Below are 21,388 nucleotides of genomic sequence, written 5' to 3'. Positions count from 1 at the left end.
GGTCGTCAGGGCACGGACACTCCCCTGCCCCCGGGTTGATCTGCCATTGGGCTGAGGGGCGGGGCGGCGCGCTGACGCGAAGGCATCCAAGCGCACCAAAGAGAAAACCCCGGCCACCATCTCTGGCGACCGGGGTCTTCAACCTTGCGGTTTCTTCCGAATCCAGACAGGCCCTCGAAAGACACCAAGTTGCGGGGGCAGGATTTGAACCTGCGACCTTCGGGTTATGAGCCCGACGAGCTACCAGGCTGCTCCACCCCGCGACATGTTGTGTTTGCCTATAAACACCAGAGGCCCGGCTTTCTATTCTCCGGGCCTCTGGCATTCCTAATTGCGGGGGCAGGATTTGAACCTGCGACCTTCGGGTTATGAGCCCGACGAGCTACCAGGCTGCTCCACCCCGCGTCAGCGGCGAGGGAGGTAGTACCGCCCCTCGCCGTGGACTGCAACATCTATTTCCCGCGAACTCGAACACGCGTCACACGTGCTCGAGTCCGGTGAATCACTTGCCGAACTTGCTGAAGAGATCGGCGAGCGTGCCGAAGCCCTTCTTGCCAGCGGCGGCGCCCTGCGGCTGCTGCGTCTTCTGCCACTCCTCCACCTCGGCACGCTCCTCGGCGCGCACCGCGGCGGTGACGGACAGACGAATCTTGCCGGAGGCGTCGATGTCGAGAATCGCCACCTTCACCTCCTGACCGAGCGCGTAGTGCTTGCGCAGATCCGTGCCGCGCTCGGTGCCCGTCTCGCTGGCCGGGAGCAGACCCTTGCCACCCGGGAACTGGAGGAACACGCCGTAGGGCTCGATGCGGTCCACCTTGCCCACCACCACCTGCCCCGCCTTGGGACGCGGCGTGGCCGGAGCCGAAGGCGCGGTCTTCTCCGCGGCCACCGGAGCCGTGCGCTCCTCGGGAGGACGCTGCGCCTCGTCCTCGGTGATGCGGCGCAGGCCGATGCGCTTTTCGTTCGCGTCGATCTTCTCGACGGCGACCCAGATGGTCTCGCCTTCCTTCACGACGTCGCGCGGGTGCGCGATGCGGCGATCACTCAGCGCGGAGATGTGCACCAGGCCATCCACGCCCGGACGCAGCTCCACGAACGCGCCGAACTGCTGGAGGCGGACGACCTTGCCCTGCAGGCGGTCGCCCTCCTTGATCTCGGAGATCGCCTTCTTGAAGGGATCTTCCTGCCGCGAGCGCATGGACAGCGTGATGCGCTCCTTCTGCTTGGTCTTGTCGGGCGAGTTGGGCTGCGCGGGCTCCATGCGCAGGATCTCCACCTCCACCTCGTCGCCGGACTTCACCACGTCGCTGGGGTGACCCACGCGCGTGTACGAGAGCTCGGAGACGGGGATCATCCCCTCCACGCCGCCCAGGTCCACGAACACGCCGAAGTCGCGCACGCCAGAGACCTTGCCCTTGACGATGCTGCCCTCGGACAGGGTCTTGCGCGTCTCCGCGGCGAGCGTGCGCTGCTCGTCCTCGAGCAGCGAGCGGCGCGACAGCACCACGTTGCGGTCACGAACCTCCGTGACGCGGAACTTGAGCTTCTCGCCGATGAACTGATCCGGCTTCTCCACGTAGCGCAGGTCCAGCTGGCTGATGGGGCAGAAGGCGCGCTGGTCACCGATGGCGACCTCGACACCGCCCTTGTTCACGCTCAGCACCATGCCCTCGACGGGCATGCCGGAAGCGCGGGCCTCGGCCAGCATCGCCATGGACGCGCTGCCCTTGGCCAGCGCGCGGCTCAGCACGATGCCCTTGGCGCCCACCTCGATGACGTGCGCCTCCAGGCTGTCGCCAACGCCGAAGCGCAGGATGCCCTCGTCGTCCTTGAGCTCGCGAAGCTCGATCATCGCCTCGCTCTTGGACGAGCCCTCCAGCGACACGAACGCGGTGTCCGCGCCGAGCTGGAAGATGGTGCCCTTGACCTTCTCGCCCAGGCGGACGCCCCGACGACCCGGAGCGCCCCCCTCCTTCACCTGCACCTCGAACATCTCGGCGAAGGACTCGGACTCGGGGACCTCCTCGTACAGCGCCGTGGAAGGCGCCGGCGTCGGCGCGACAGGGCGCGGCGTGGGAGTCGGAGTGGCGCCGGAGGCCTCGGCGGCGGCCGTGGTGGCCTCCGCCGTCGCGGTCGCCTCGGCGGGCTGCTCACCCACCGGACCCCGCGTTTCGATGGCACCCGACGCACGCTTCACGACGACCATGGGGCCGGACGGACGGCGCTCGCCGCCACCACCGCGGCGCTCACCCCCTGGGCTGCCACCGCCCCGCGGACGGCGCTCCTCGCGAGGAGCTCCTCCTTCGGGACGCGGCTGCGCATCGCGGCCCTGACCGGGACCGCCGCGCTCGCCTCCGCGACCGCCGCCGCCGCCACGACCTCCCTCGCCACGGCTTGCGCCGCCCGAAGGAATGCCGAGCATCACGTCGCCGAAGGTCGCCTTCGGCTTCTTGGGGCCCATTCCGCCAGGACCGCCCGCATTGGAACCGTTCTTCTCGTCGCTCACTGCCGAGACCTTCCTGAGACGAAGTCAGCCCAGACTTCCCGTGAAGCCGGAGCCCATGAAAAAGGCGGCGCACTCTACACGCGCGCCCTGTCGGGAGGAAGCCCCGATGACGCGCACGTGGTCCACACCACCGCCAGGACCCTAACGACGAGAGCCCTTTACGCCATCCCTTCCGACACCTGGTTGCACCCCCAATCAAAGCCTGCCTGCTCCGTCAGGAGCCGAGCCATGGCGCGCACTTAGCGCTTGCGACGCAGGCGGCCAGAAACCTTGCGGAACACCGCACTGGCCTCCGGCACGCCGAGCGCCGCGGCCACCGCGAAATAGATTACTCCCATTGGGAGGGCGACGGCGATGAATCCCAGGATGGGATGCATCGCGGGGGGGGCGAGGAAGGCCCCACCCCACTCCGCTTGCACTCCGGGCATGGGACCCAGCACCGAGGCGAGCCCCAGCTTCACCCCCAGGGCCACCGTTCCGGCGATCACCGCCGCGCCCCACAGTCGGGGCAGCAACCCCGAAGGCACGCCCACGCGGCCCAGCTGCCTGGAGAGCTTGCGGCGCAGAAGGGTCGACTCCAGCCAGGCCACCATGCCGCTGGAGAGCGTGAGGCCGAGCGCGCCCAGTTCAGGGGGGAGCCCCAGCCACTCGGGCCCGTGAAGGCCCAGGACCCAGGCCCCCAGCGAGCCCAGCGCCACGCGGACGATGGCGAAGCGCAGCGGCGTCTTCGGATCCTTCAGCGCGTAGAACGCGGAGGCATAAAGCCGGCCCACGGTGGCGGCCACCAGCCCCACGGACGCGCCGATGAGCAGGTACCAGAGGTAGCGCGAGTCCGCCGCGCCGAAGCGGCCCGTCTGCAGCAGCGCCGCGGCGACCATGTCTCCCAGGAAGAAGAAGGCCGCGGCCGAGGGCACCACCCAGAAGGCGATGCGCCGCGCGCCCGCGTCGATACGCGTCCGCAGCTTCGCGACGACCTCCTCCCGCTCGCCATCCGCCGCGCGCGCCATCTCCGGCAGCTCCGCCGCGGACACCGCCATGCCGAAGAGGCTCACCGGGATGAGGTAGATGGTCTGCGCATAGACGAGCGAGGACATGGCCCGCTCGGAGATGAGCGTGGCGAAGGCGGTGTCCACCCACGCGCTGAACTGCACCACGCCGCGCCCCAGGACGACGGGCCCGAAGCTCTTGAGCACCTGGCGCACCGGCGCCGCCGCGGTGGAGAGCGAGGGCCTGAAGCGCCCCAGCAACTTGAGGACACTTGGTACCTGCACCGCGAACTGGAGGAAGCTGCCCGCCACGACGCCGTAGGCGAGCAGCTCCACCAGGCGCTCCTCGCCATAGCGGCCGCCCAGCACCAGCAGCGTGAGGATGATGGCGCCGTTCCACACCACCGGCGCCAGGTACGACAGCAGGAAGCGGCGGTGGCTGTTGAGGATGCCCAGACACCAGGCGCTCAGCACCAGGAAGCCAGTGCCCGGGAAGAGGACGCGCACCACGCGGATGGCCAGCTCGCGCGCGTGGCCCTCGAAGCCCGGGGCGATGAGGTCCACGAAGAGCGGCGTGAAGAGCATGCCCGCGCCCACGAGCAGCGCGGTGGCCAGCGACAGCAGGCCGAACACCGCGCCCGCCACCCGGTCCGCCTCCTCCGTGTCCTTGCGGCCGAGCAGCTGGGCGTACACCGGAATGAACGAGCCGGAGAGCACTCCCTCGCCAAACAGGTTCTGCAGGAAGTTGGGGATGCGCAGCGCCGCCTTGAAGATGGCCGCCGCCGCCTCGTTGCCCAGGTAGTGCGCGAAGACGCGCTCGCGCACGAGCCCCACGAGCTTCGAGGCGAGGATACCCGTGGCCACGAGCAACGCGCCTCGGCCGCTGGAGCGCTCGGACCGAGGAGACGGGGCGGTGGGAGGCGGCGGAGAAGGCTCGGGCACGGAGGCGGTCACGAGCGCCGGACTCTATGCGTGACGTCAAGTGGCATGAAGCAGGAAACCCACCGGGCCCTGTTTCTCTTGACGGTGCCCCCGGCGGATTGCAAGGGTCCATTCCCAATGGCCGAAACCCCGGACAGCGACCTGGACGACGTGGCGCGCATTCGCCGCGTGCTGGCGCGCGAGCTGGAGACCATCAACGAATACGAGTCCTTCGCCCGGGCCGCTTCCCACCCGGAAGTGAAGGCGTTCTTCCTCCACCTGGCGACAGAGGAGAAGGAACACGTGTCCGAGGCGGTTCACATGCTGCGCATGCTCGACGCCAACCAGGACGCCCGCTTCACCAGTCCCATCGCGGCCGGGCACTTCCAGCAGGCCGTCGCCGATGCGGGCACACCCGTCGCGGCCCATTCGCCCTCCCCCACCCCACCGGCGCCGAACGTCATCAACGGCCGGTCCCCGGTGGAGCCGCTCACCGCCCTTCCCCCGCAGCGCCTGATGTACGGCCTGCCCGCTCCGCCGCCCGCCGTGGAGTCCCATCCCCTCACGGTGGGCTCGCTCCGCCGGAGTGGCGGTGGTGGCGGCGGCGGCAATCGCTGAAGACGTTCCTTTTCTTTTCTCCTTGTTGAGTATCTGGAGACTGTTCGATGCCTGACTTCCTTGGACATGCCGAGAACCCGCTCCGTGAAGAGGAGTGGGCGCGCCTGAATGAAACCGTCATCCAGGTCGCGCGGCGCTCGCTCGTGGGCCGCCGCATCCTCGACATCTACGGTCCGCTGGGCGCGGGCGTGCAGACGGTGCCCTACGACGAGTTCCAGGGCGTGTCCCCGGGCGCGGTGGACATCGTCGGCGAGCAGGAGACCGCGATGGTCTTCACCGACGCGCGCAAGTTCAAGACCATCCCCATCATCTACAAGGACTTCCTGCTGCACTGGCGCGACATCGAGGCGGCCCGGACGCACAACATGCCGCTGGACGTGTCCGCCGCCGCGGGCGCCGCGGCGCTGTGCGCGCAGCAGGAAGACGAGCTCATCTTCTACGGTGACGCGAAGCTGGGCTACGAGGGCCTGATGACGGCCAACGGCCGGCTCACCGTGCCGCTGGGTGACTGGACGGTGGCGGGCGGCGGCTTCCAGGCCGTCGTCGAGGCCACGCGCACGCTCAACGAGCACGGCCACTTCGGCCCCTATGCCGTCGTGCTGTCGCCCCGGTTGTACTCGGCGCTGCACCGCATCTACGAGAAGACGGGCGTGCTGGAGATCGAGACCCTCAAGCAGCTGGCCTCGGACGGCGTCTACCAGTCCAACCGCCTGCGCGGTGACTCGGGCGTGGTGGTGTCCACGGGCCGGGAGAACATGGACCTGGCCGTGGCCATGGACATGGTGGCGGCCTACCTGGGTGCCTCGAGGATGAACCATCCGTTCCGCGTGCTGGAGGCGCTCCTCTTGCGCATCAAGCACCCGGACGCCATCTGCACCATTGAGGGCCCCACCGCGGCGTCGGCCCGTCGTTAGTCCGGCCCCTCCGCGCCCTGCTCCCATGGCAAAAGTCCTGGTGATTGACGACGAGGCGAATCTCCGCAAGGTGCTCGCCGCGATGCTGCGCCGGGATGGCTTCGACGTCACCGTCGCGGAGAACGGTGAGCAGGGGCTGGCGGAGTTCCACAAGAACGGCGCCGACATCGTCGTGACGGACCTGGTGATGCCCAAGGTGGGCGGCATGGAGGTGCTGAGCACCATCCGCTCCGCCAACCCCGACGTGCCGGTCATCATCATCACCGCGCACGGCACCGTGGACTCGGCCGTGGACGCCATCAAGGCGGGCGCGTTCGACTACATCACCAAGCCCTTCGACCAGACGGAGCTGTCCGCCGTGGTCGCCAAGGCCGCCAAGACGAACGAGAGCGCCCGTCGCTCCGTCCGTCCGGACCTCAAGGCGCGCGCCGCCATCATCGGCGAGTCGCCCCAGATGCAGGACGTCTACAAGGTCATCGACAAGGTGGCGGACACGCCCTCCACGGTGCTCATCACCGGCGAGAGCGGCACCGGCAAGGAGCTCATCGCCACCGCGCTGCACGGCGCCTCCAGCCGTCGCGACAAGCCGTTCATCAAGATCAACTGCGCGGCCATCCCCGCCACGCTGCTGGAGAGCGAGCTGTTCGGCTACGAGCGCGGAGCCTTCACCGGCGCCGTCACCTCCAAGCCCGGCCGGTTCGAGCTGGCCGACGGCGGCACCCTCTTCCTGGACGAAATCGGGGAGATTCCCGTCGAGATGCAGGTGAAGCTGCTGCGCGCGCTCCAGGAAGGCGAGTTCGAGCGCGTGGGCGGGATCAAGACGACGCGCGTGGATGTGCGCCTCGTTGCCGCCACCAACCGCGACCTCCAGGCGGAGATCGAAGCCGGCCGCTTCCGCAAGGACCTGTACTACCGGCTGGCGGTGGTGCCGCTCACCCTGCCCCCCCTGCGAGAACGCCGCAGCGACATCCTGATGCTCGCGCGGCACTTCGTGGACAAGTACAACCGGCGCCTCAACAAGAAGATTGAAGGCATCACCGACGACGCGCTGGCGCTGCTGCAGGGCTACGCGTGGCCGGGCAACATCCGCGAGCTGGAGAACCTCATCGAGCGCGCGTTGCTGTTCGCGGACGGGCCGCTCATCACCGCCAAGGACCTGCCAGAGCCCGTTCGGCAGGGAGCGGGCGTCCAGGCAAGCCCCGCTCCGCCCCCCAGCGCACCGACCCTGGAAGTTCCCACGGGTGAGGTGGGCCTGAAGGACATCGTCCGGATGAAGGCGGCGGAGCTGGAGCGGGACCTCATCGTCAAGAAGCTCGATGAGACGGGCGGCAACGTCACCCGGGCCGCGCGGCTCTTGCAGATCAGCCGCAAGTCCCTGCAAACGAAGATGAAGGAATTCGGTCTGCGCGACACCACGCCAGACGAGCAAGAGGACGGCCCCGAGGATTGACCCTCGGCTGGCGGAATTCCTCGTCGCGGGCGCTGGTTTTCGCGCCCGCCCACTCTTTCCAAACCAGGGAGCCTGTATGCGGCCGAACCTTCCCACCCTCGGTGCACCTCCAAAGCGCAGCCCCATCGGGCCCGTGGTCGCCGTGTCACTCATCCTTGGCGGAGCCGCCGGGGGCGTGTGGTGGTGGAAGCAACGGATGGCGAACGCCACGGGCGAGGCCGCCATCCACCAGCCTGTCGCCGAGGCCACCGGCCCCGCGGATGCGGGCGCCCTCGCGGCGGCCCCTCTCGCCGCGCCTGTTCCCGTGGACCCGGTGAAGGCCGCGGGCCTGGAGCGCGCGTCGATGCGCATCGAGGGCCCGCTGGAGACGGCCCTCAACAACTCCGCTGGCGCGGACGTGGGCCCGGCCCTGGCGCAGGTGGTGACGCGCACGCTGGTGTGGTGGGTGGAGGTTCCGGGTGAAATCCTGCGCGGCGACACCCTGGACGTGCTCTTCCAGCGCCGCCCCAACGAGGAGCCCCTGGTCCACGCGGTGCGCTTCACCAGCGCCAAGCTGGGCAAGACGCTCAGTGCGTACCGCTACCAGGCCGGAACCGAGGGCGCCGCGCGCTACTACCTGTCCACGGGCGAGGAGCTGGAGCTGCGCCTGGAGAAGTCGCCGCTGGACGACTACGAGCAGGTGACGTCCCTGCTGCGCGACGGTCGCCGCCACAAGGGCGTGGACTTCCGCACCCCGGTGGGCACGCCCGTCAAGGCGCCCTTCGCCGGCGTGGTGAAGCGCAAGAACTGGAACTGGGGCAGCAACGGCAACTGCCTGGAGCTGGTGGAGACGGGCGGCCGTGGCCGCCGCGCCCTCTTCCTGCATCTGGACGAGGTGTCCAAGGACATCCACCCGGGCTCGCGCTTCAACGTGGGCCAGGTCATCGCCCGGAGCGGCAACACGGGCCGCTCCTTCGCGCCCCACCTCCACTACCAGCTGATGACCCAGGACGACCGGGTGCTGGACCCCTTCGACCAGCACAAGACCTACCGCCGCACCATGGCGGCCGGCCACAAGACGGGCTTCGATGACGAGGTCCGGCGCCTGGAAGGGCTGCTCGGAACCTCCGTCGCGGGGAAGTAAAAGCAACCCGATTCTTGACACTCCTTCGACGGCGCGGCTAGCTGGAAGCCCCCGGGCTTGCCGGAAGGCCCGCTCGTTTCGCCGTCGGAGGTCGGATGCACAGGCTTCGCGCCGTACTCGCCGCGCTGACGCTGGGCGCGCCGTTCGCCGCCAGCGCGGCAGATATCACCCGGATCGCTTCCTCCTTCGAGGATGACGATCCGTTCGACCTGTTCATCGACGTCGGGTTCGAACGTACGCAGACTCGCGCGAAGATTGTCCGCGAGCAGCTCGCGCCCGCGGGCACGCCGCCCAACGAGGATGGCTCGCCAGCCACGCGCGGTGACGCCGCGGAGCTCTGGTACAAGGGCGTCGATGCCCGCCTCAACCTGAGGCTGGCGGTGGGTCTCTACAGGGACTTGGAGCTGTCCTTCACGCTCCCGCTGGTGTTCCAGCAGAACGAGCGATGGGACTTCACCTCCCAGTCGTCCCAGGAGTCTTCCACCATCACCAACAACTGCATCAACGCGGATGGCTCGACCATCGCGGGATGCCTCTCGGACCCGCAGACCAACGGTGTGCCGCTCTTCGGCGTGCCGCAGGAGAGCTTCCGGGGCGGACTGGGCAACCTCCACTTCGGCCTGGCCTACGCCTTCTTCAATCAGGCGAAGGACGAGACCAAGCCCACCTGGATTGTCGGCATCGACTACGAGGCCCCCACCGCGAAGGTGAGGGACCCGAGCGTGGACACCACGAACTCGGACGAGCGCGGCAACATTGGCGACCGGGTCCACAAGTACCAGCTCTACACGGCGTTCTCGCGCCGCATGGGCGTGGCCGAGCCGTACTTCAAGGCCAGCTACACCATCCCCGTCCGAGGTCCCCTCTTCTATTCGAACTGCGACCAGCGCACGTCGAACCCCACGAACCTGGGTGCTCCCGGCAACTGCGGCGAAGGTCCGTGGAACCGCAAGGAGACGGGCATCAAGTCGCCGGAGATGCTGGGGATGGTCGCCGGTGTGGAGCTGGTGCCGTTCGACAGGCCTCAGAAGCACCAGAAGTTCACCCTGGACCTGCGGGCCATCGGCAACTACGTGGGCGCGGGCCGGTACAACAACGAGCTGAGCGCGGCGCTTCGCAAGCTGCTCACCTCCGAGGAGTACTTCCAGGTCGGCGGCATGCTCGGCGCCACCGCGAGCGCGTCGGACACCTTCAAGATTCGCGCGTCGGGCACGTTCCTCTACAACACGGACCACACGCTGACGAACGAGGAGATGGGCCAGGACCTCAACGGTGATGGTCAGGTCGACACGGCGGTGGGCTCGCCCGAGCTCAACCCGACGTTCGACTGGCGCTACGACCTTGTCTCCCGCCGGTTCCGCGCCATCGGCAGCACGACGTTCCGCTTCGACCTGAGCGCTTCGTTCAACTTCTAGCGGCAGATGACACCCGGGAGGCGCGGCATCCACCGCCTGCCTCCCGGTGTCGCGGGCAGCAGCAACGCGGACGCCAGGAGGGAGAACGCGCCTCCTGGGTCCCGCTTCGACTCACCGCTTCAGCGACAGCCCGAGTCGGTAGACGTCCTGTCCCGACCAGCCCGCACGACGCGCCAGCTCGGTGCTCAGGGGCTTGAGCTTCTCGCCGCGAGCAAGCCCCTCTTCGAGCCCGCGCCGCAGCTCTTCCTCGGACCAGCGGCGCTCTCCGGTGCGGCCTTCCACGAGCACCACGACCTCACCCCGGGCCTCTTCCGTCTCGTAGCGCGCGGACAGCTCTGACAGCGGCCCTCGCACGAACTCCTCGTGCAGCTTGGTCAGCTCGCGGGCGACACACGCACGGCGGTCCCCCCAGACCTCCTGCAGGTCCGGGAGCGTTTCTCCCAGACGGCGCGGAGACTCGTAGAGCACCAGCGTCGCGGACAGCGCGGCCACCTCTTCAAGCATGGCGCGCCGCTCGGCGCCCTTGCGGGGCAGGAACCCCAGGAAGTGGAAGCGCCCCGTGGGCAGCCCGGACGCGCTCAGGGCCGCGACGAGGGCCGTGGCGCCCGGGATTGGAACCACCGTCAGCCCTCGTTCCAGCGCCTCCGCCACCAGTCGCTCTCCGGGGTCGCTGATGGCCGGACTGCCCGCGTCCGTGACGAGCGCGCAGTCATCCCCTTCTGCGATTCGATCGAGGATTCGCCCGGCCCGCTGCCCCTCCGCGAAGGCGGGCAGGCTGACCAGGTCCTTGCCGCCAATGCCGAAGTGGTCGAGCAGCACACGGGAGTGCCGCGTGTCCTCGCAGGCGATGAAGCGCACCGCGCGGAGGGTCTCCAGCGCGCGCGCAGAGATGTCACCCAGGTTCCCGATGGGCGTGGCCACCAGGTACAGCGTTCCAGCCATGCCTTCCCCTTACATGCCCGCATCGAAGGCGCCGGGAATGTGCTCCACGGTGGCGCGCGCTCCACGCCCCACCACGGAAATCACGTCGAAGCGCATCATCCGCTCACGCAGGTCATGAGCGAAGAGATAGTGCAGCGCCGCCTTCACCACCCGACGCTGCTTGGCGAACGACACGGTGTGCGCCGGGTCTCCCCATACGGCCGAGGAGCGCATCCGCACCTCGACGAAGCACACGGTGTCCTCTCGCTCAGCCACCACATCCAATTCGCCGTAACGACACGGCCAGTTCCGCGCCCTCACCCGCCAGCCCCGCTCCTCCAGGTACCGCACCGCCACCGACTCCGCCTCATCCCCGAACTCCCGCCGCACCCCACGCCCCATCCCCATACCCCCACCGTCCTCCCCCACGGAGGACACCTTCCACATCGGACTACACGTTAACCGTGCCGTCCGACATCTGGGCGAAGCCAGGGTGCGGGGTGACGTGGAGCACCTGCGTCAGCGTGCCCAGGTGCTTCAGCATGCGGGCGATGAGCGGCAGCTTCACTTCCTCGACGCCCGCGAAGACATCCTCGAGGACGAAGGGCCGCTTCACGCGCGCACTCCCCTTCTCCACGACCGTCAGCCGCAGCGCCAGGTAATACAGGTCCAGGTCCTTTGGCGGAATCTCGCCCACCGGCACCCGTCGCCCGCCCGCGAGCGCGAAGGCCCGACCCTCCTTGTCCCACTCGACACCCTGGTATCGGCGGTCCGTGAGCGCGGTGAGGTACTGGACGCAGCGATCCTTGAGCATGGCCTGCACGCTCAGCACGTCTGTGGTGAAGATGTCCGCGGCCTGGGCCAGCAGCGCGGGGGAAGGATCGTCCAGCGGCTCCGCGGGCGCGGGGGCACCATCCGGCCCGGCGGCGGCCGGCGGAGGTGGCGCCTTCGCCAGCGCGATGGACTCCTTCACCCGGCCGAGTTCCCGCTCCACCTCGCGAATGTCGCGCACGTAGGAGCCCTTCTGGATGAGCTCCGCGTTGAGCGCCTCGAGCTGGTCCTTCAGCGCCTGGCGCTGAGTGGACGCGGCCACGAACTCGGGGTCCGCCTCCACCGCCGCGAGCTGATCCTTCAGCTCCACCACGCGAGCGGCCAGCAGCTCCTTGCGCTCCAGCGCGGCGGGAATCTCGTCCAGGCTCTCCACGCCGAGTGCCTTCTGCGCCATGCGCACCGGCGCGGCCTCGGCCTCGAACTCCTCGTGGATCTTCTTCTCGCGTGCGTCGAAGCGACCTTCCTTGCTGCCTCGCTGCGAGGACTTCTGGAGTTCATCCACGTAGCGCAGCGCGACGAACGCGGAGAAGCCGAAGGCGGGGATGTCCAGCAGCGCCAGGTAGCGGAACGTGCTGTCGATGCCGAGCCCCAGACCCAACCCCAGCCCGAGAAACAGCACGCCCACGGCGATGCCGACCCAGAAGCCACGGTCCTCAGTCAGCGGCTCCACCGAGTCCGGCACATCCGCCGCGTCCGCATCCCGGTCCGCGCCGAGCCGGACCAGCGCATCGTCCCGCTTCGCCACCACCTTGGAATAGCGCTGCACCCGGTTGAGGATGTCCTGGGGAAGCCCCAGCGTCTGCGGCGTCGGCGCGGCCCGCCACGCATTCTCCGCGTCGTGGATGGCGACCTTCAGCCCCTCGGTGCCCTTCAGGCGCTGATCCGCGTCGAAGATCTGCGAGGACAACCCGTCCACCTTGAACTGGAGCCCATCCACCTCGCGCGCGGAGATGAGCTCCGCCTCCAACGCACGCGCCTTCGCCTCGGATGCGGCGATGTCGTCGGAGGGCGCGACGGTGGAGACGGACGCCAGCGAGGGGAACTTGCCGGACGCCTTGGGGTCCACCGCCTTGGCCGCGGCCTTGCGCGGACGCCGGGATGGAAGCTGCCCCACCTGGAGGCAGTAGAGCTGCTCGAAGGTCGTCCGCGGAGGCAGCCCCACCTGCCCGCGCATGAACTGGTTCATCTCCGAGGCATCCGACGACACCAGCTCCGGCTGCTGCGTCGCCTTGTTCAAGCGATGCAGCGTCCCCGAGCCGCCCAGCTCCCGCAGGACCCGGTATGTCGCACCATCCACGCCCTGGAAGGTCAGCGCGGCCTTGCCGGACTTCGCACCGGGCGCGATGAAGGAGGCGTCTCCGCCCCGACCGTCCGCGAAGAGCAGCGCGAGCAGGACTCCCGCGAACGGGCTCGCCTCGGCCGAGGGCGGCTTGAGGACAAGGTACCCGGACTTCAGCGAGAAGCGGCCCGCGGGAGTAAAGCCCCGGACATTCTGGACGGCGACCTCGACGAATTGCATGGCCGGCGCATGTTACCGCGAATGAAAAAAGGAGCGCCCGGGATCGGACGCTCCTTCTCACGACGGCCCGTGGGCCGACGAGGACTCAGGCGCTCAGGAGGCCTTGGCGGCCTTGGGGGCCCTGTCGGGATCTTCCTGCACGTCCACGCGGGCCGCCTTGCCCTTGAGGTCGCGGAGGTAGAACAGGCGGCTGCGGTTCACGCGGCCACGCGAGAGGACCTCGATCTTCTCGTAGCGGGGGCTGTGCAGCGGGAAGATGCGCTCCACGCCGACGCCGAAGGACACCTTGCGGACCGTGAAGGTGGCCCTGTGGCTGCCCGAGGTCTTCCGGATGACGGTGCCCTCGAACGCCTGGACGCGCTCCTTCTCGCCCTCCTTCACCTTCCAGAAGACGCGCACGGAGTCACCAGAACGGAACGAGGTGACGTCCTGGCGCAGGTACTTGGCCTCGACGTGCTGAATGGCGCTGTTACGCATGACAGACTCCAGTAAAGCGGAAGCTAACGCGACGATGAACGCGTGAAAGAGCGGGCCGTACTACCAGAGAGAATGGTGTCGGACAAGCCCGCTGAAGCCCAATCCACTGAGAACCCCCAGGGTTACAGGTCTTCCTCGCGGCGAGCCAGCAGTTTTTGATCCGCCTTGGACAACGTCAGGCGGGAGAACAAGTCGGGCCGGCGCTCTCGTGTGAGCACCAGCGATTTCCAACGGCGCCACCGGGCGATGCGGGCATGGTCTCCCGACTGGAGGGCGGCGGGCACCTCGACCTCCCGGAAGACAGGCGGGCGCGTGTACTGGGGATGCTCCAGCGTGCCCTCCTCGAAGCTCTCCGACACCGAGGACGCCACATTCCCCAGCACCCCGGGGACCAGCCGCGCCACGGCGTCCACCACCGCCATCGCGGCGACCTCCCCACCGGTGAGGACGAAGTCTCCCAGGGACAGCTCCCCATCCAGGTAGCTCATCACCCGCTCGTCCACGCCCTCGTAGCGACCACAGACGAGGATCAACCCCGCCGTGTGGGAGACAAGCTCACGTGCGGCGGCCTGGGTGAACGTCACGCCGCGAGGGCTCATCAGCAGCACCTTCGCGCCGGGCAGTCGCGCCCGCGCGGCTTCAATCGCGGCGATCAGCGGCTCGGGCTTCATCACCATCCCAGCCCCGCCCCCGTAGGGAGCGTCGTCCGTGACGCGATGCTTGCCCTCCGCGTACTCGCGGATGTCGGTGATGGTGGTGGAGAGCAGGCCCTTCTCCTGGGCCTTGCCGAGGATGCTGGCCCCCAGGTAGCCGGTCACCATGCCGGGGAACAGCGTGAGCAGCTCCACCGGATACGACGGACTCACTGCTCGGACCCGTCGGGCGCATCCTTGTCCGCGTCGCGGCGGCCGACTTCCACGTACTCGGGAGGGCGGATCACGATGCGCCGCGCGGCGATGTCCACGGTGGGGACGAACTCATCCGCGAACGGCACCACCAACTCCTGCCGCCCCGCGGCGCGGATCACCAGGTTCGGCACCTCGCCGGTGGCCCAGATCTCCTCCACCGTTCCCAGGGGCGTGCCGGCCTCGTCCACGGCGGACAGGCCCACCAGATCGCCCTGGAAGAACTGGCCCTCTTCGGGCGGCTCCAGGTCCTCGCGGAAGACGAACACGGTGGAGCCCACGAGCGACTCGGCCTCCGTGCGCGTCTCCACGCCCTCGAAGGCGACGATGTCCTCTTTCGGCGTGGGCCGCAGCTCCTCCATCTTGAGGTCGCGTTCCACGCCCGCCCGGGTGCGGATGCGAACCCGCTCGACGGTGGCGAGCGTCTCCGATCCTGGATCAAACGGACGCACGGCCACCTCGCCGCGCAGTCCGTGCGCGCGCGAGATGAAGCCCAGCTCAAGCAAGGGGTTCGGAGTCACCGTGACGTGTCCGGTGCGGCGGCGGGCTGACCGCTGGCCGCATTGCGCCGGTCGTCGAGGATCTCCAGACGAACCTTCTGGCCTGACTTCTGGGCCGCGGCATTGAGCAGCGTCCGGAGGGCATTCACGGTACGCCCATCACGGCCGATGACCTTGCCAACATCCTCGGGGGCGACCTTCAGCTCATAGAGCCGCGCGCCGTCCACCTCGGAGATGCGCAGGCCCACCTGGTCCGGTTGATCGACCAGGGCCCGCGCCAGATACGTGAGGAGTTGCTCCACGTCCGCTCAGTACAGGCGGTCGCGGATCAAGCCGCGGGGGTGGACTTGGGAGCCTTCGCGGCGACCTTGATGAGGTCCGCCACGGTCTCCGACGGCGTCGCGCCCGTCTTCAGCCAGTAGTTCAGCCGCTCCTCGTTGAACTCCACCTTCGGGGGGGTGATGTTCGGGTCGTACGCGCCAACGGCCTCGATGAACTTGCCATCCCGCGGGTTGCGGGAGTCGGTGGCGACCACGTGGTAGTAGGGCTTCTTCTTGGCGCCCGCGCGGGCAAGACGGAGGACGACGGCCATGGAGTACTCCAGCGAACAGGTTACGACGATGGAAACGGGGTGGCGCTCTTAACGCCGCACCCGCCGGATTGTCAAGGAAGCTCGGGACTTTATGTCGTGCTTTCGGCTGCGGACGACTCACCACGATTGGCGAGCTGCCCGCAGGCTCCAGCGATGTCCCGGCCCCGGTTCTTGCGGATGTAGGCGGACACGTGACCATCCGACAGGATGGCCCGGAACTCTTCCGCCCGCTCTTCCGCGGTGGTCTGGAACCCCAGACCCGGGTTCTCGTTGTAGGGAATCAGGTTGACCTTCGCCGGAATTCCCTTGAGCAGCTGGATGAGGCGGTGCGCGTCCTCATCGCTGTCGTTGAAGCCCTGGATGAGGACGTATTCGAAGGTGATGCGGCGTCCCTGGCGCAGCGGGAACTTGCGACACGCATCCAGCAGCGCGGCGATATTCCACTTGCGGTTGACGGGCATCGTCTTGCTGCGCTGCTCGTCGGTGCTGGCGTTGAGGGAGATGGCCAGCTTCACGTCCGTCTCCTGGCCGAAGCGCTCGATCATGGGAACGAGGCCGACGGTGGAGACGGTGATGTGGCGGTGGCTGAAGTTCGGCCCGTCCTCGGACTGGAGGATGGAGAGCGCCGTCTTCAGGTTTTCAAAGTTGTGGAGCGGCTCGCCCATGCCCATGAACACGAGGTTGGAGAGCGGGCGCAGCGTCTCGTGGCCCTCGTTCTTGCGGACCTCGCGGTTCACCGCGTGGACCTGGGCGACAATCTCGCTGGGCGTCAGGTTGCGCTTGAGGCCCATGGTGCCCGTCATGCAGAAGCCACAGGCCATGGCGCAGCCCACCTGGGTGGACACGCACAGCGTCCTGCGGTCCTCGGAGGGCATGTAGACGGACTCGATGTAGCGCCCGTCCCGCGTCTTCCACCGGTACTTGATGGTGCCGTCGATGCTGCGCTGCTCCAGGTCCTTCACCAGCGGGACGATCTCCGCGGCGACCCTCAGCTTCTCGCGCAGGACCTTGGACAGGTCCGTCATCTCGTCGAACGACGTGACACCGCGCTGATGCAGCCAGCGGTAGACCTGGGGGGCACGGAAGGCGCGCTCGCCCAGTTGCTCGGTGACGAAGCGGGTGAGCGCCTCCAGCGACAGGCTGGCCACGTCCACGAGCTTCGCGGGCGCGGGCGCCGGCAGTGGCTCCGTGACAGGAAGAGAGGGGGTGGCGGAGGTCTCGGTCATCGTCGTCGCGCTATTGAACGGTAAGGCCCGGGGCGTCCCTTCCCACACCTGGGCACGACAAGTCAAAGGAGCGCACGCCCCCTGAGTCCTGCTCCAGGCATGAGCACCCCTCCCCTGCCCCGCTGGAAGGCCAACGGCCCGGGCCAGCCCCTCGCGGGTGCCGACACCGGGCCGTCAGTCAGAGGCCCCTTCCGGGGCCTGCCGCCTACTTCTTGGCGGTGTACTCGTACGGCTGGACTTCCGTCTCGCGGAAGAAGTACGCGATCTCGTTCTTCGCGTTCTCCAGGCTGTCGGAGCCGTGCACCGTGTTCTGGTCGATGCTGGTGGCGAAGTCCTTGCGGATGGTGCCCTCGGCCGCCTGCGCGGGGTTGGTGGCGCCCATGATGTCGCGGTTGCCCAGGACGGCGTTCTCGCCCTCCAGCACCATCAGGACCACGGGGCCGGAGATCATGAACTGCACCAGGTCCTTGAAGAAGGGCCGGGCCTTGTGGACCGCGTAGAAGCCCTCGGCCTCCTTCTGGGAGAGCTGCTGGAGCCGGATGGCGACCGGCTTCAGACCCTTCTCCTCGAAGCGGCTGATGATCTTCCCGATGACGCCCTTCTGCAGACCGTCCGGCTTGATGATGGACAGCGTACGCTCGATGGCCATTTTGACTGGCTCCTTGTGCCCCTGAGGGGTGTTAGCGCTTCTTGGGGCCGCGCTTCACGGCCTCCTGGAGGGTGGTGCCCAGCTCGGCGGGGCTGGCGGCCATCACGATTCCCGCGGCCTCCATCGCCTTGATCTTCTCCGTCGCCGTGCCCTTGCCGCCGGAGATGATGGCGCCCGCGTGGCCCATGCGCTTGCCCGGAGGCGCCGACTGGCCGGCGATGAACCCGGCGATGGGCTTGGTGAACTCGCGAGCGACGTACTCCGCGCCCAGCTCCTCGGCGCTGCCGCCGATTTCACCAATCATGATCACCGCGTCCGTGTCCGGATCCGCGTTGAACAGCTTGAGCACGTCCACGAAGTCCGTGCCGTTGACCGGGTCTCCGCCGATGCCCACCGCCGTCGACTGGCCCAGGCCCAGCTGCGTGAGCTGGTGCACGGCCTCGTACGTCAGCGTGCCAGAGCGCGACACCACGCCGATGCGGCCCGGCTTGTGGATGTGGCCCGGCATGATGCCGATCTTGCACTTGGCGCCGGGGGTGATGACACCCGGGCAGTTCGGACCGATGAGGCGCACGCCCGGCTTGCCCTGCAGGTAGCGCTTGGCGCGCACCATGTCGAGGACCGGGATGCCTTCGGTGATCGTGATGATGAGGGACACGCCCGCGTCAGCGGCCTCCATGATGGAGTCCGCGGCGAACGGGGGCGGGACGAAGATGACGGACGTGTTCGCGCCCGTCTGCTTCACGGCGTCGGCGACCGTGTTGAACACGGGAACCTTGCCCTCGAAGCTGGTGCCGCCCTTGCCCGGCGTGACACCGCCAACGAGCTTCGTGCCGTACTCCAACATCTGCTTCGAGTGGAACGAGCCCGCCGAGCCGGTGATGCCCTGGCAGAGGACCTTCGTGTTTTCGTTGACGAGGATGCTCATGGCGCTCCTTCAAAAAAGTGTGGGCGATGAAGCGCGCGGACTACTTCAGCGCGGCGACGGCCTTCTCGGCCGCCTGACGCAGGTTGTCCGCCGGGGTGATGGCGAGGCCGGAGTTGCGCAGCAGTTCCTTGCCCTGCTCCACGTTGGTGCCTTCCAGGCGAACGATGAGGGGCACTTTGAGCTGAACTTCCTTGGCCGCGGCGATGATGCCGTCCGCGATGACATCGCACTTCATGATGCCGCCGAAGATGTTGACCAGCACAGCCTTCACCGCGGGGTCGGCCAGGATGAGCTTGAAGGCCGCCGTCACCTTCTCCTTGCTCGCGCCGCCGCCCACGTCCAGGAAGTTGGCCGGCGAGCCGCCCACCAGCTTGATGGTGTCCATGGTGGCCATGGCCAGACCCGCGCCGTTCACCATGCAGCCGATGTTTCCCTCGAGCGCGATGTAGGCCAGATCCCACTCCTTGGCCTGCGTCTCACGCGCGTCCTCTTCCGCCAGGTCCCGGTACGCCAGCAGGTCCTTGTGGCGGTAGATGGCGTTCTCGTCGAACGTCACCTTCGCGTCCAGCGCCACCACGCCGCCATCCTTCAGGATGACCAGCGGGTTGATCTCCACCAGGGACGCATCCGTCTCGATGAACATCCGGTAGAGCGCGGTGCAGAACTGGGCGAACTTGTTCACCGTGGGGCCCGACAGGCCCAGCCCGAAGGCCAGGTTGCGGCCCTGGAAGTCCAGGAAGCCCACCGCCGGGTCCACCGTCTCGCGGAGGATCTTCTCGGGGTGCTTCTCCGCCACTTCTTCAATCTCCACGCCGCCCTCGCGGGACGCCATGAAGGTGACGCGGCTGGTGACGCGGTCCAGCGTCACGCCCAGGTACAGCTCCTGGCCGATGGCGAGACCTTCTTCGATGTAGACCTTGTGGACCTTCGTGCCTTCCGGCCCGGTCTGGATGGTCTTCAGCATCATGCCAAGCATCTGCTTGGCGAGTTCCTTCGCCTCGGCGGGGCTCTTGGCCAGCTTCACGCCGCCGCCCTTGCCTCGGCCACCGGCATGGATCTGGGCCTTCACCACGACGACCGGCGTGGCCAGCTCCTTGGCAGCGGCCTCCGCGTCATTCGGCGAGAGGGCGAGAATTCCCTTCGGCGTGGGCACACCGTACTTCCGGAAGATTTCCTTGCCCTGGTACTCGTGGATCTTCATCGAGGCTCCATGTGGAGACGAGGGGGACGACCCCTTACAGGCGTCAGCGCGTGGCCCTCATTGCGCAGAAACCGACGGATGGCAAGGCCGTTTGACCCGGCACACACCGCGGTGCGGCAGGCTGTGGACAGCTGATAACCAGGAATGTCCGGGTAGATGAGGACGCCTTCACCGCGTCCGAACTCCGAGCAACGGAGCAACAAGGCCCGAGCACGCACGAAGCCCCACGACCAGGGAGCCAGGCCCGGGGACGGTATGACCCGGGTCGCCACGCGTTCCGTGTCGCAGCCGTGACGTGTTCCCTCCAGGAGCCTTCGCCCCATGTGCTTGCGCCCGTGGCACCTCGTCGCCGTGGCACTGCTCGCGTCCCCTGCCCTTGCGTCCGCGCCCGCGAAGCCGCCGGTGCTCAACGCCACGGAGCGCACGCGGATCATCGAGGCGGTGCTCGTGCAGGTCCGCGCGAGGCATCACTCTCCGGAGCTGGGAGAGCTGGCGCACCGACTGCTGCGCGCGAGATTGAAGCGCGGGGACTATGACGCCATCACCGACCCGGAGCGGTTCGCGGAGGTCCTCACCGTGCACCTCGAGCAAGCCGGACAGGACGCGCACTTCGTGGTCATCCACAGCGCGAGGCCCGTGCCGACGAACGTTCCCCTTCCCTGGGAGCCCGCACCGGCGCACATCGAAGCGTGGCGCGCCGAGCGCGAGGCGATTCACGCGCGGCAGGCGCGGTTCGACGCGCGGGGCATCACTCGGGTGGAGCGGTTGGAAGGCAATGTCGGCTACCTTCGACTCTCCCGCTTCCCCGACGAGAAGCTCGCGCGTGATGCCACGGCGGCGGCGATGACCCTGCTGTCCTCCACGGACGCGCTCATCGTGGATCTGCGCGGCAATGGCGGCGGCGATTCCACCCTGGTGGCCCAGTACCTCGCATGGCTCCTGCCCGCGCCCGTCCACGTGCGTGACACGGTGTGGAGAGGCCGGGAGACGACGTCGCTCCACACTCCGACGGAGCTCCTGGCGGGACGCTACGGAGACAAGGAGGTCTACCTCCTCACGGACAAGGACACGTTCTCCTCGGCGGAGCTGTTCGCGTATGACCTCCAGGCGCGCAAGCGCGCGCGGGTGGTCGGTGAGAAGACGCGCGGCGGTGCCAACACGGGCGTGGTGCTTCCCGTGGACGAGCACTTCCTCGTCGGTGTCCCCATGGGGCGCACCGTCCACGCCGTGACTCGGGCGAACTGGGAAGGCACCGGGGTGACTCCAGACGTGGCCGTGCCTGCCTCGGAGGCGCTGCGCATGGCGTATGCCGCCGCGCTCGACACCCTCGTGAAGCAGGCCTCGGAGCCCGAGCGACTCGCGGAGATCCAGTCCGCGCGGAAGAGCCTCGATTCGCCACGCTGAGCCCTGGCGACGCGCGGAGGTCCAGTCCGCGAGGAAGAACCTCGACCCGCCACGCTGCGCCCGAGCGACTCGCGGAGATCCAGCCTCGATTCGCCACGCTGAGCCCTGGCGACGCGCGGCACTCCAGTCCGCGCGGAAGGGCCTCGATTCGCCACGCTGAGCCCTGGCGACGCGCGGCACTCCAGTCCGCACGGAAGAACCTCGGCCCTCCACGCTGAGCCCGAGCAACTCGCGGAGCTTCGCACCGCCCGAAAACCGTGGACCGCCACGCGAAGCACGCACCTCTCCATGCCATGCGCATC

At 68.3% G+C, this 21,388-nt stretch carries 20 protein-coding genes and 2 tRNA genes; 6 read left to right on the top strand and 16 right to left on the bottom strand.

What is annotated here, in order from left to right:
- Positions 1–189 precede the first annotated feature (189 nt).
- From HUA76_RS23390 to murJ, 4 genes are all read right to left on the bottom strand, one after another.
- A tRNA-Met gene (locus HUA76_RS23390) sits at positions 190–263 on the bottom strand.
- A gap of 68 nt (positions 264–331) precedes the next feature.
- Positions 332–405: transfer RNA gene (locus HUA76_RS23385), tRNA-Met, on the bottom strand.
- Positions 406–502: 97 nt separating this feature from the next.
- On the bottom strand, positions 503–2,461 hold the full coding sequence (locus HUA76_RS23380; protein ID WP_174462237.1) for a S1 RNA-binding domain-containing protein: 1,959 nt from the start codon (positions 2,459–2,461) through the stop codon (positions 503–505).
- A 284-nt stretch (positions 2,462–2,745) separates the two neighbouring features.
- Entirely contained in the window at positions 2,746–4,446 is a 1,701-nt protein-coding gene (gene murJ, locus HUA76_RS23375) for a murein biosynthesis integral membrane protein MurJ (protein ID WP_174462112.1), read from the bottom strand.
- A 105-nt stretch (positions 4,447–4,551) separates the two neighbouring features.
- On the opposite strand from murJ, the gene HUA76_RS23370 reads away from it, so the two are divergent.
- The 5 genes from HUA76_RS23370 (at position 4,552) to HUA76_RS23350 (ending at position 9,933) form a co-directional block, all read left to right on the top strand.
- On the top strand, positions 4,552–5,031 hold the full coding sequence (locus HUA76_RS23370) for a ferritin (protein WP_141646338.1): 480 nt from the start codon (positions 4,552–4,554) through the stop codon (positions 5,029–5,031).
- Positions 5,032–5,078: 47 nt separating this feature from the next.
- Entirely contained in the window at positions 5,079–5,945 is an 867-nt protein-coding gene (gene encA, locus HUA76_RS23365) for an encapsulin nanocompartment shell protein EncA (RefSeq protein ID WP_174462111.1), read from the top strand.
- Between the two features lie 25 nt (positions 5,946–5,970).
- The gene (locus tag HUA76_RS23360) at positions 5,971–7,395 is read left to right on the top strand and encodes a sigma-54 dependent transcriptional regulator (RefSeq protein ID WP_174462110.1); all 1,425 of its coding nucleotides are present in this window, start codon (positions 5,971–5,973) and stop codon (positions 7,393–7,395) included.
- Positions 7,396–7,591: 196 nt separating this feature from the next.
- The gene (locus tag HUA76_RS23355; protein ID WP_371746259.1) at positions 7,592–8,518 is read left to right on the top strand and encodes a M23 family metallopeptidase; all 927 of its coding nucleotides are present in this window, start codon (positions 7,592–7,594) and stop codon (positions 8,516–8,518) included.
- A 95-nt stretch (positions 8,519–8,613) separates the two neighbouring features.
- Positions 8,614–9,933 carry a hypothetical protein gene (locus HUA76_RS23350; protein WP_141646342.1) on the top strand — a complete coding sequence of 440 codons (1,320 nt, stop codon included), beginning with the start codon at positions 8,614–8,616 and terminating at the stop codon, positions 9,931–9,933.
- Between the two features lie 111 nt (positions 9,934–10,044).
- Here the strand turns inward: HUA76_RS23350 and rsmI are convergent, their stop codons facing one another.
- The 12 genes from rsmI to sucC all read right to left on the bottom strand — a co-directional run bounded on the left by rsmI (position 10,045) and on the right by sucC (position 19,682).
- Positions 10,045–10,875, bottom strand: coding sequence for a 16S rRNA (cytidine(1402)-2'-O)-methyltransferase (rsmI, locus tag HUA76_RS23345; protein ID WP_174462109.1), 831 nt, complete (start codon positions 10,873–10,875; stop codon positions 10,045–10,047).
- Positions 10,876–10,884: 9 nt separating this feature from the next.
- Positions 10,885–11,262, bottom strand: coding sequence for a YraN family protein (locus HUA76_RS23340; protein ID WP_174455348.1), 378 nt, complete (start codon positions 11,260–11,262; stop codon positions 10,885–10,887).
- A 43-nt stretch (positions 11,263–11,305) separates the two neighbouring features.
- Positions 11,306–13,204 (bottom strand): chromosome segregation protein SMC, encoded by a 1,899-nt coding sequence (locus tag HUA76_RS23335; RefSeq protein WP_174462108.1) that lies wholly within the window; start codon positions 13,202–13,204, stop codon positions 11,306–11,308.
- A gap of 93 nt (positions 13,205–13,297) precedes the next feature.
- Positions 13,298–13,681, bottom strand: a complete 384-nt coding sequence (rplS, locus tag HUA76_RS23330) for a 50S ribosomal protein L19 (protein ID WP_141645907.1) — start codon at positions 13,679–13,681, stop codon at positions 13,298–13,300.
- Between the two features lie 122 nt (positions 13,682–13,803).
- A complete protein-coding gene (gene trmD, locus HUA76_RS23325) occupies positions 13,804–14,547 on the bottom strand; it encodes a tRNA (guanosine(37)-N1)-methyltransferase TrmD (protein WP_174462107.1) in 744 nt (247 codons plus the stop codon).
- A complete protein-coding gene (gene rimM, locus HUA76_RS23320; protein ID WP_141645905.1) occupies positions 14,544–15,107 on the bottom strand; it encodes a ribosome maturation factor RimM in 564 nt (187 codons plus the stop codon). Before rimM ends, trmD begins: the two co-directional genes overlap by 4 nt.
- Positions 15,104–15,388 carry a KH domain-containing protein gene (locus tag HUA76_RS23315; RefSeq protein WP_141645904.1) on the bottom strand — a complete coding sequence of 95 codons (285 nt, stop codon included), beginning with the start codon at positions 15,386–15,388 and terminating at the stop codon, positions 15,104–15,106. Before HUA76_RS23315 ends, rimM begins: the two co-directional genes overlap by 4 nt.
- Before the next feature lie 26 nt (positions 15,389–15,414).
- On the bottom strand, positions 15,415–15,678 hold the full coding sequence (gene rpsP / locus HUA76_RS23310) for a 30S ribosomal protein S16 (protein ID WP_141645903.1): 264 nt from the start codon (positions 15,676–15,678) through the stop codon (positions 15,415–15,417).
- Positions 15,679–15,767: 89 nt separating this feature from the next.
- Positions 15,768–16,904, bottom strand: a complete 1,137-nt coding sequence (gene rlmN / locus HUA76_RS23305) for a 23S rRNA (adenine(2503)-C(2))-methyltransferase RlmN (protein ID WP_174462106.1) — start codon at positions 16,902–16,904, stop codon at positions 15,768–15,770.
- A gap of 205 nt (positions 16,905–17,109) precedes the next feature.
- Entirely contained in the window at positions 17,110–17,553 is a 444-nt protein-coding gene (ndk, locus tag HUA76_RS23300) for a nucleoside-diphosphate kinase (protein WP_141645901.1), read from the bottom strand.
- Between the two features lie 31 nt (positions 17,554–17,584).
- Positions 17,585–18,481, bottom strand: coding sequence for a succinate--CoA ligase subunit alpha (sucD, locus tag HUA76_RS23295; RefSeq protein ID WP_141645900.1), 897 nt, complete (start codon positions 18,479–18,481; stop codon positions 17,585–17,587).
- 40 nt (positions 18,482–18,521) lie between these two features.
- Positions 18,522–19,682, bottom strand: coding sequence for an ADP-forming succinate--CoA ligase subunit beta (gene sucC, locus HUA76_RS23290; RefSeq protein ID WP_141645899.1), 1,161 nt, complete (start codon positions 19,680–19,682; stop codon positions 18,522–18,524).
- Between the two features lie 321 nt (positions 19,683–20,003).
- Here sucC and HUA76_RS23285 point away from each other — a divergent pair, with 321 nt between their 5' ends.
- Positions 20,004–21,086 carry a S41 family peptidase gene (locus HUA76_RS23285; protein ID WP_174462105.1) on the top strand — a complete coding sequence of 361 codons (1,083 nt, stop codon included), beginning with the start codon at positions 20,004–20,006 and terminating at the stop codon, positions 21,084–21,086.
- Positions 21,087–21,388 lie beyond the last annotated feature (302 nt).

It is taken from the genome of Myxococcus sp. CA056 (assembly GCF_013336715.1).
GTDB classification, from domain to species: Bacteria; Myxococcota; Myxococcia; order Myxococcales; family Myxococcaceae; genus Myxococcus; species Myxococcus llanfairpwllgwyngyllgogerychwyrndrobwllllantysiliogogogochensis.
The sequence above is the reverse complement of the archived record's forward strand: the minus strand, read 5'-3'. Positions and strand labels throughout refer to the sequence as shown.

Excerpts from the sequence above, each read along its gene's own strand:
- HUA76_RS23355 (WP_371746259.1), top strand. The coding sequence starts at position 7,592 with ATGGCGAACGCCACGGGCGAGGCCGCCATCCACCAGCCTGTCGCCGAG.
- rsmI (WP_174462109.1), bottom strand. The coding sequence starts at position 10,875 with ATGGCTGGAACGCTGTACCTGGTGGCCACGCCCATCGGGAACCTGGGT.
- HUA76_RS23285 (WP_174462105.1), top strand. The coding sequence starts at position 20,004 with ATGTGCTTGCGCCCGTGGCACCTCGTCGCCGTGGCACTGCTCGCGTCC.
- HUA76_RS23335 (WP_174462108.1), bottom strand. The coding sequence starts at position 13,204 with ATGCAATTCGTCGAGGTCGCCGTCCAGAATGTCCGGGGCTTTACTCCC.
- sucC (WP_141645899.1), bottom strand. The coding sequence starts at position 19,682 with ATGAAGATCCACGAGTACCAGGGCAAGGAAATCTTCCGGAAGTACGGT.
- HUA76_RS23350 (WP_141646342.1), top strand. The coding sequence starts at position 8,614 with ATGCACAGGCTTCGCGCCGTACTCGCCGCGCTGACGCTGGGCGCGCCG.
- encA (WP_174462111.1), top strand. The coding sequence starts at position 5,079 with ATGCCTGACTTCCTTGGACATGCCGAGAACCCGCTCCGTGAAGAGGAG.
- sucD (WP_141645900.1), bottom strand. The coding sequence starts at position 18,481 with ATGAGCATCCTCGTCAACGAAAACACGAAGGTCCTCTGCCAGGGCATC.
- HUA76_RS23360 (WP_174462110.1), top strand. The coding sequence starts at position 5,971 with ATGGCAAAAGTCCTGGTGATTGACGACGAGGCGAATCTCCGCAAGGTG.
- HUA76_RS23340 (WP_174455348.1), bottom strand. The coding sequence starts at position 11,262 with ATGGGGATGGGGCGTGGGGTGCGGCGGGAGTTCGGGGATGAGGCGGAG.
- rplS (WP_141645907.1), bottom strand. The coding sequence starts at position 13,681 with ATGCGTAACAGCGCCATTCAGCACGTCGAGGCCAAGTACCTGCGCCAG.
- HUA76_RS23380 (WP_174462237.1), bottom strand. The coding sequence starts at position 2,461 with ATGGGCCCCAAGAAGCCGAAGGCGACCTTCGGCGACGTGATGCTCGGC.
- rlmN (WP_174462106.1), bottom strand. The coding sequence starts at position 16,904 with ATGACCGAGACCTCCGCCACCCCCTCTCTTCCTGTCACGGAGCCACTG.
- rpsP (WP_141645903.1), bottom strand. The coding sequence starts at position 15,678 with ATGGCCGTCGTCCTCCGTCTTGCCCGCGCGGGCGCCAAGAAGAAGCCC.
- ndk (WP_141645901.1), bottom strand. The coding sequence starts at position 17,553 with ATGGCCATCGAGCGTACGCTGTCCATCATCAAGCCGGACGGTCTGCAG.
- HUA76_RS23370 (WP_141646338.1), top strand. The coding sequence starts at position 4,552 with ATGGCCGAAACCCCGGACAGCGACCTGGACGACGTGGCGCGCATTCGC.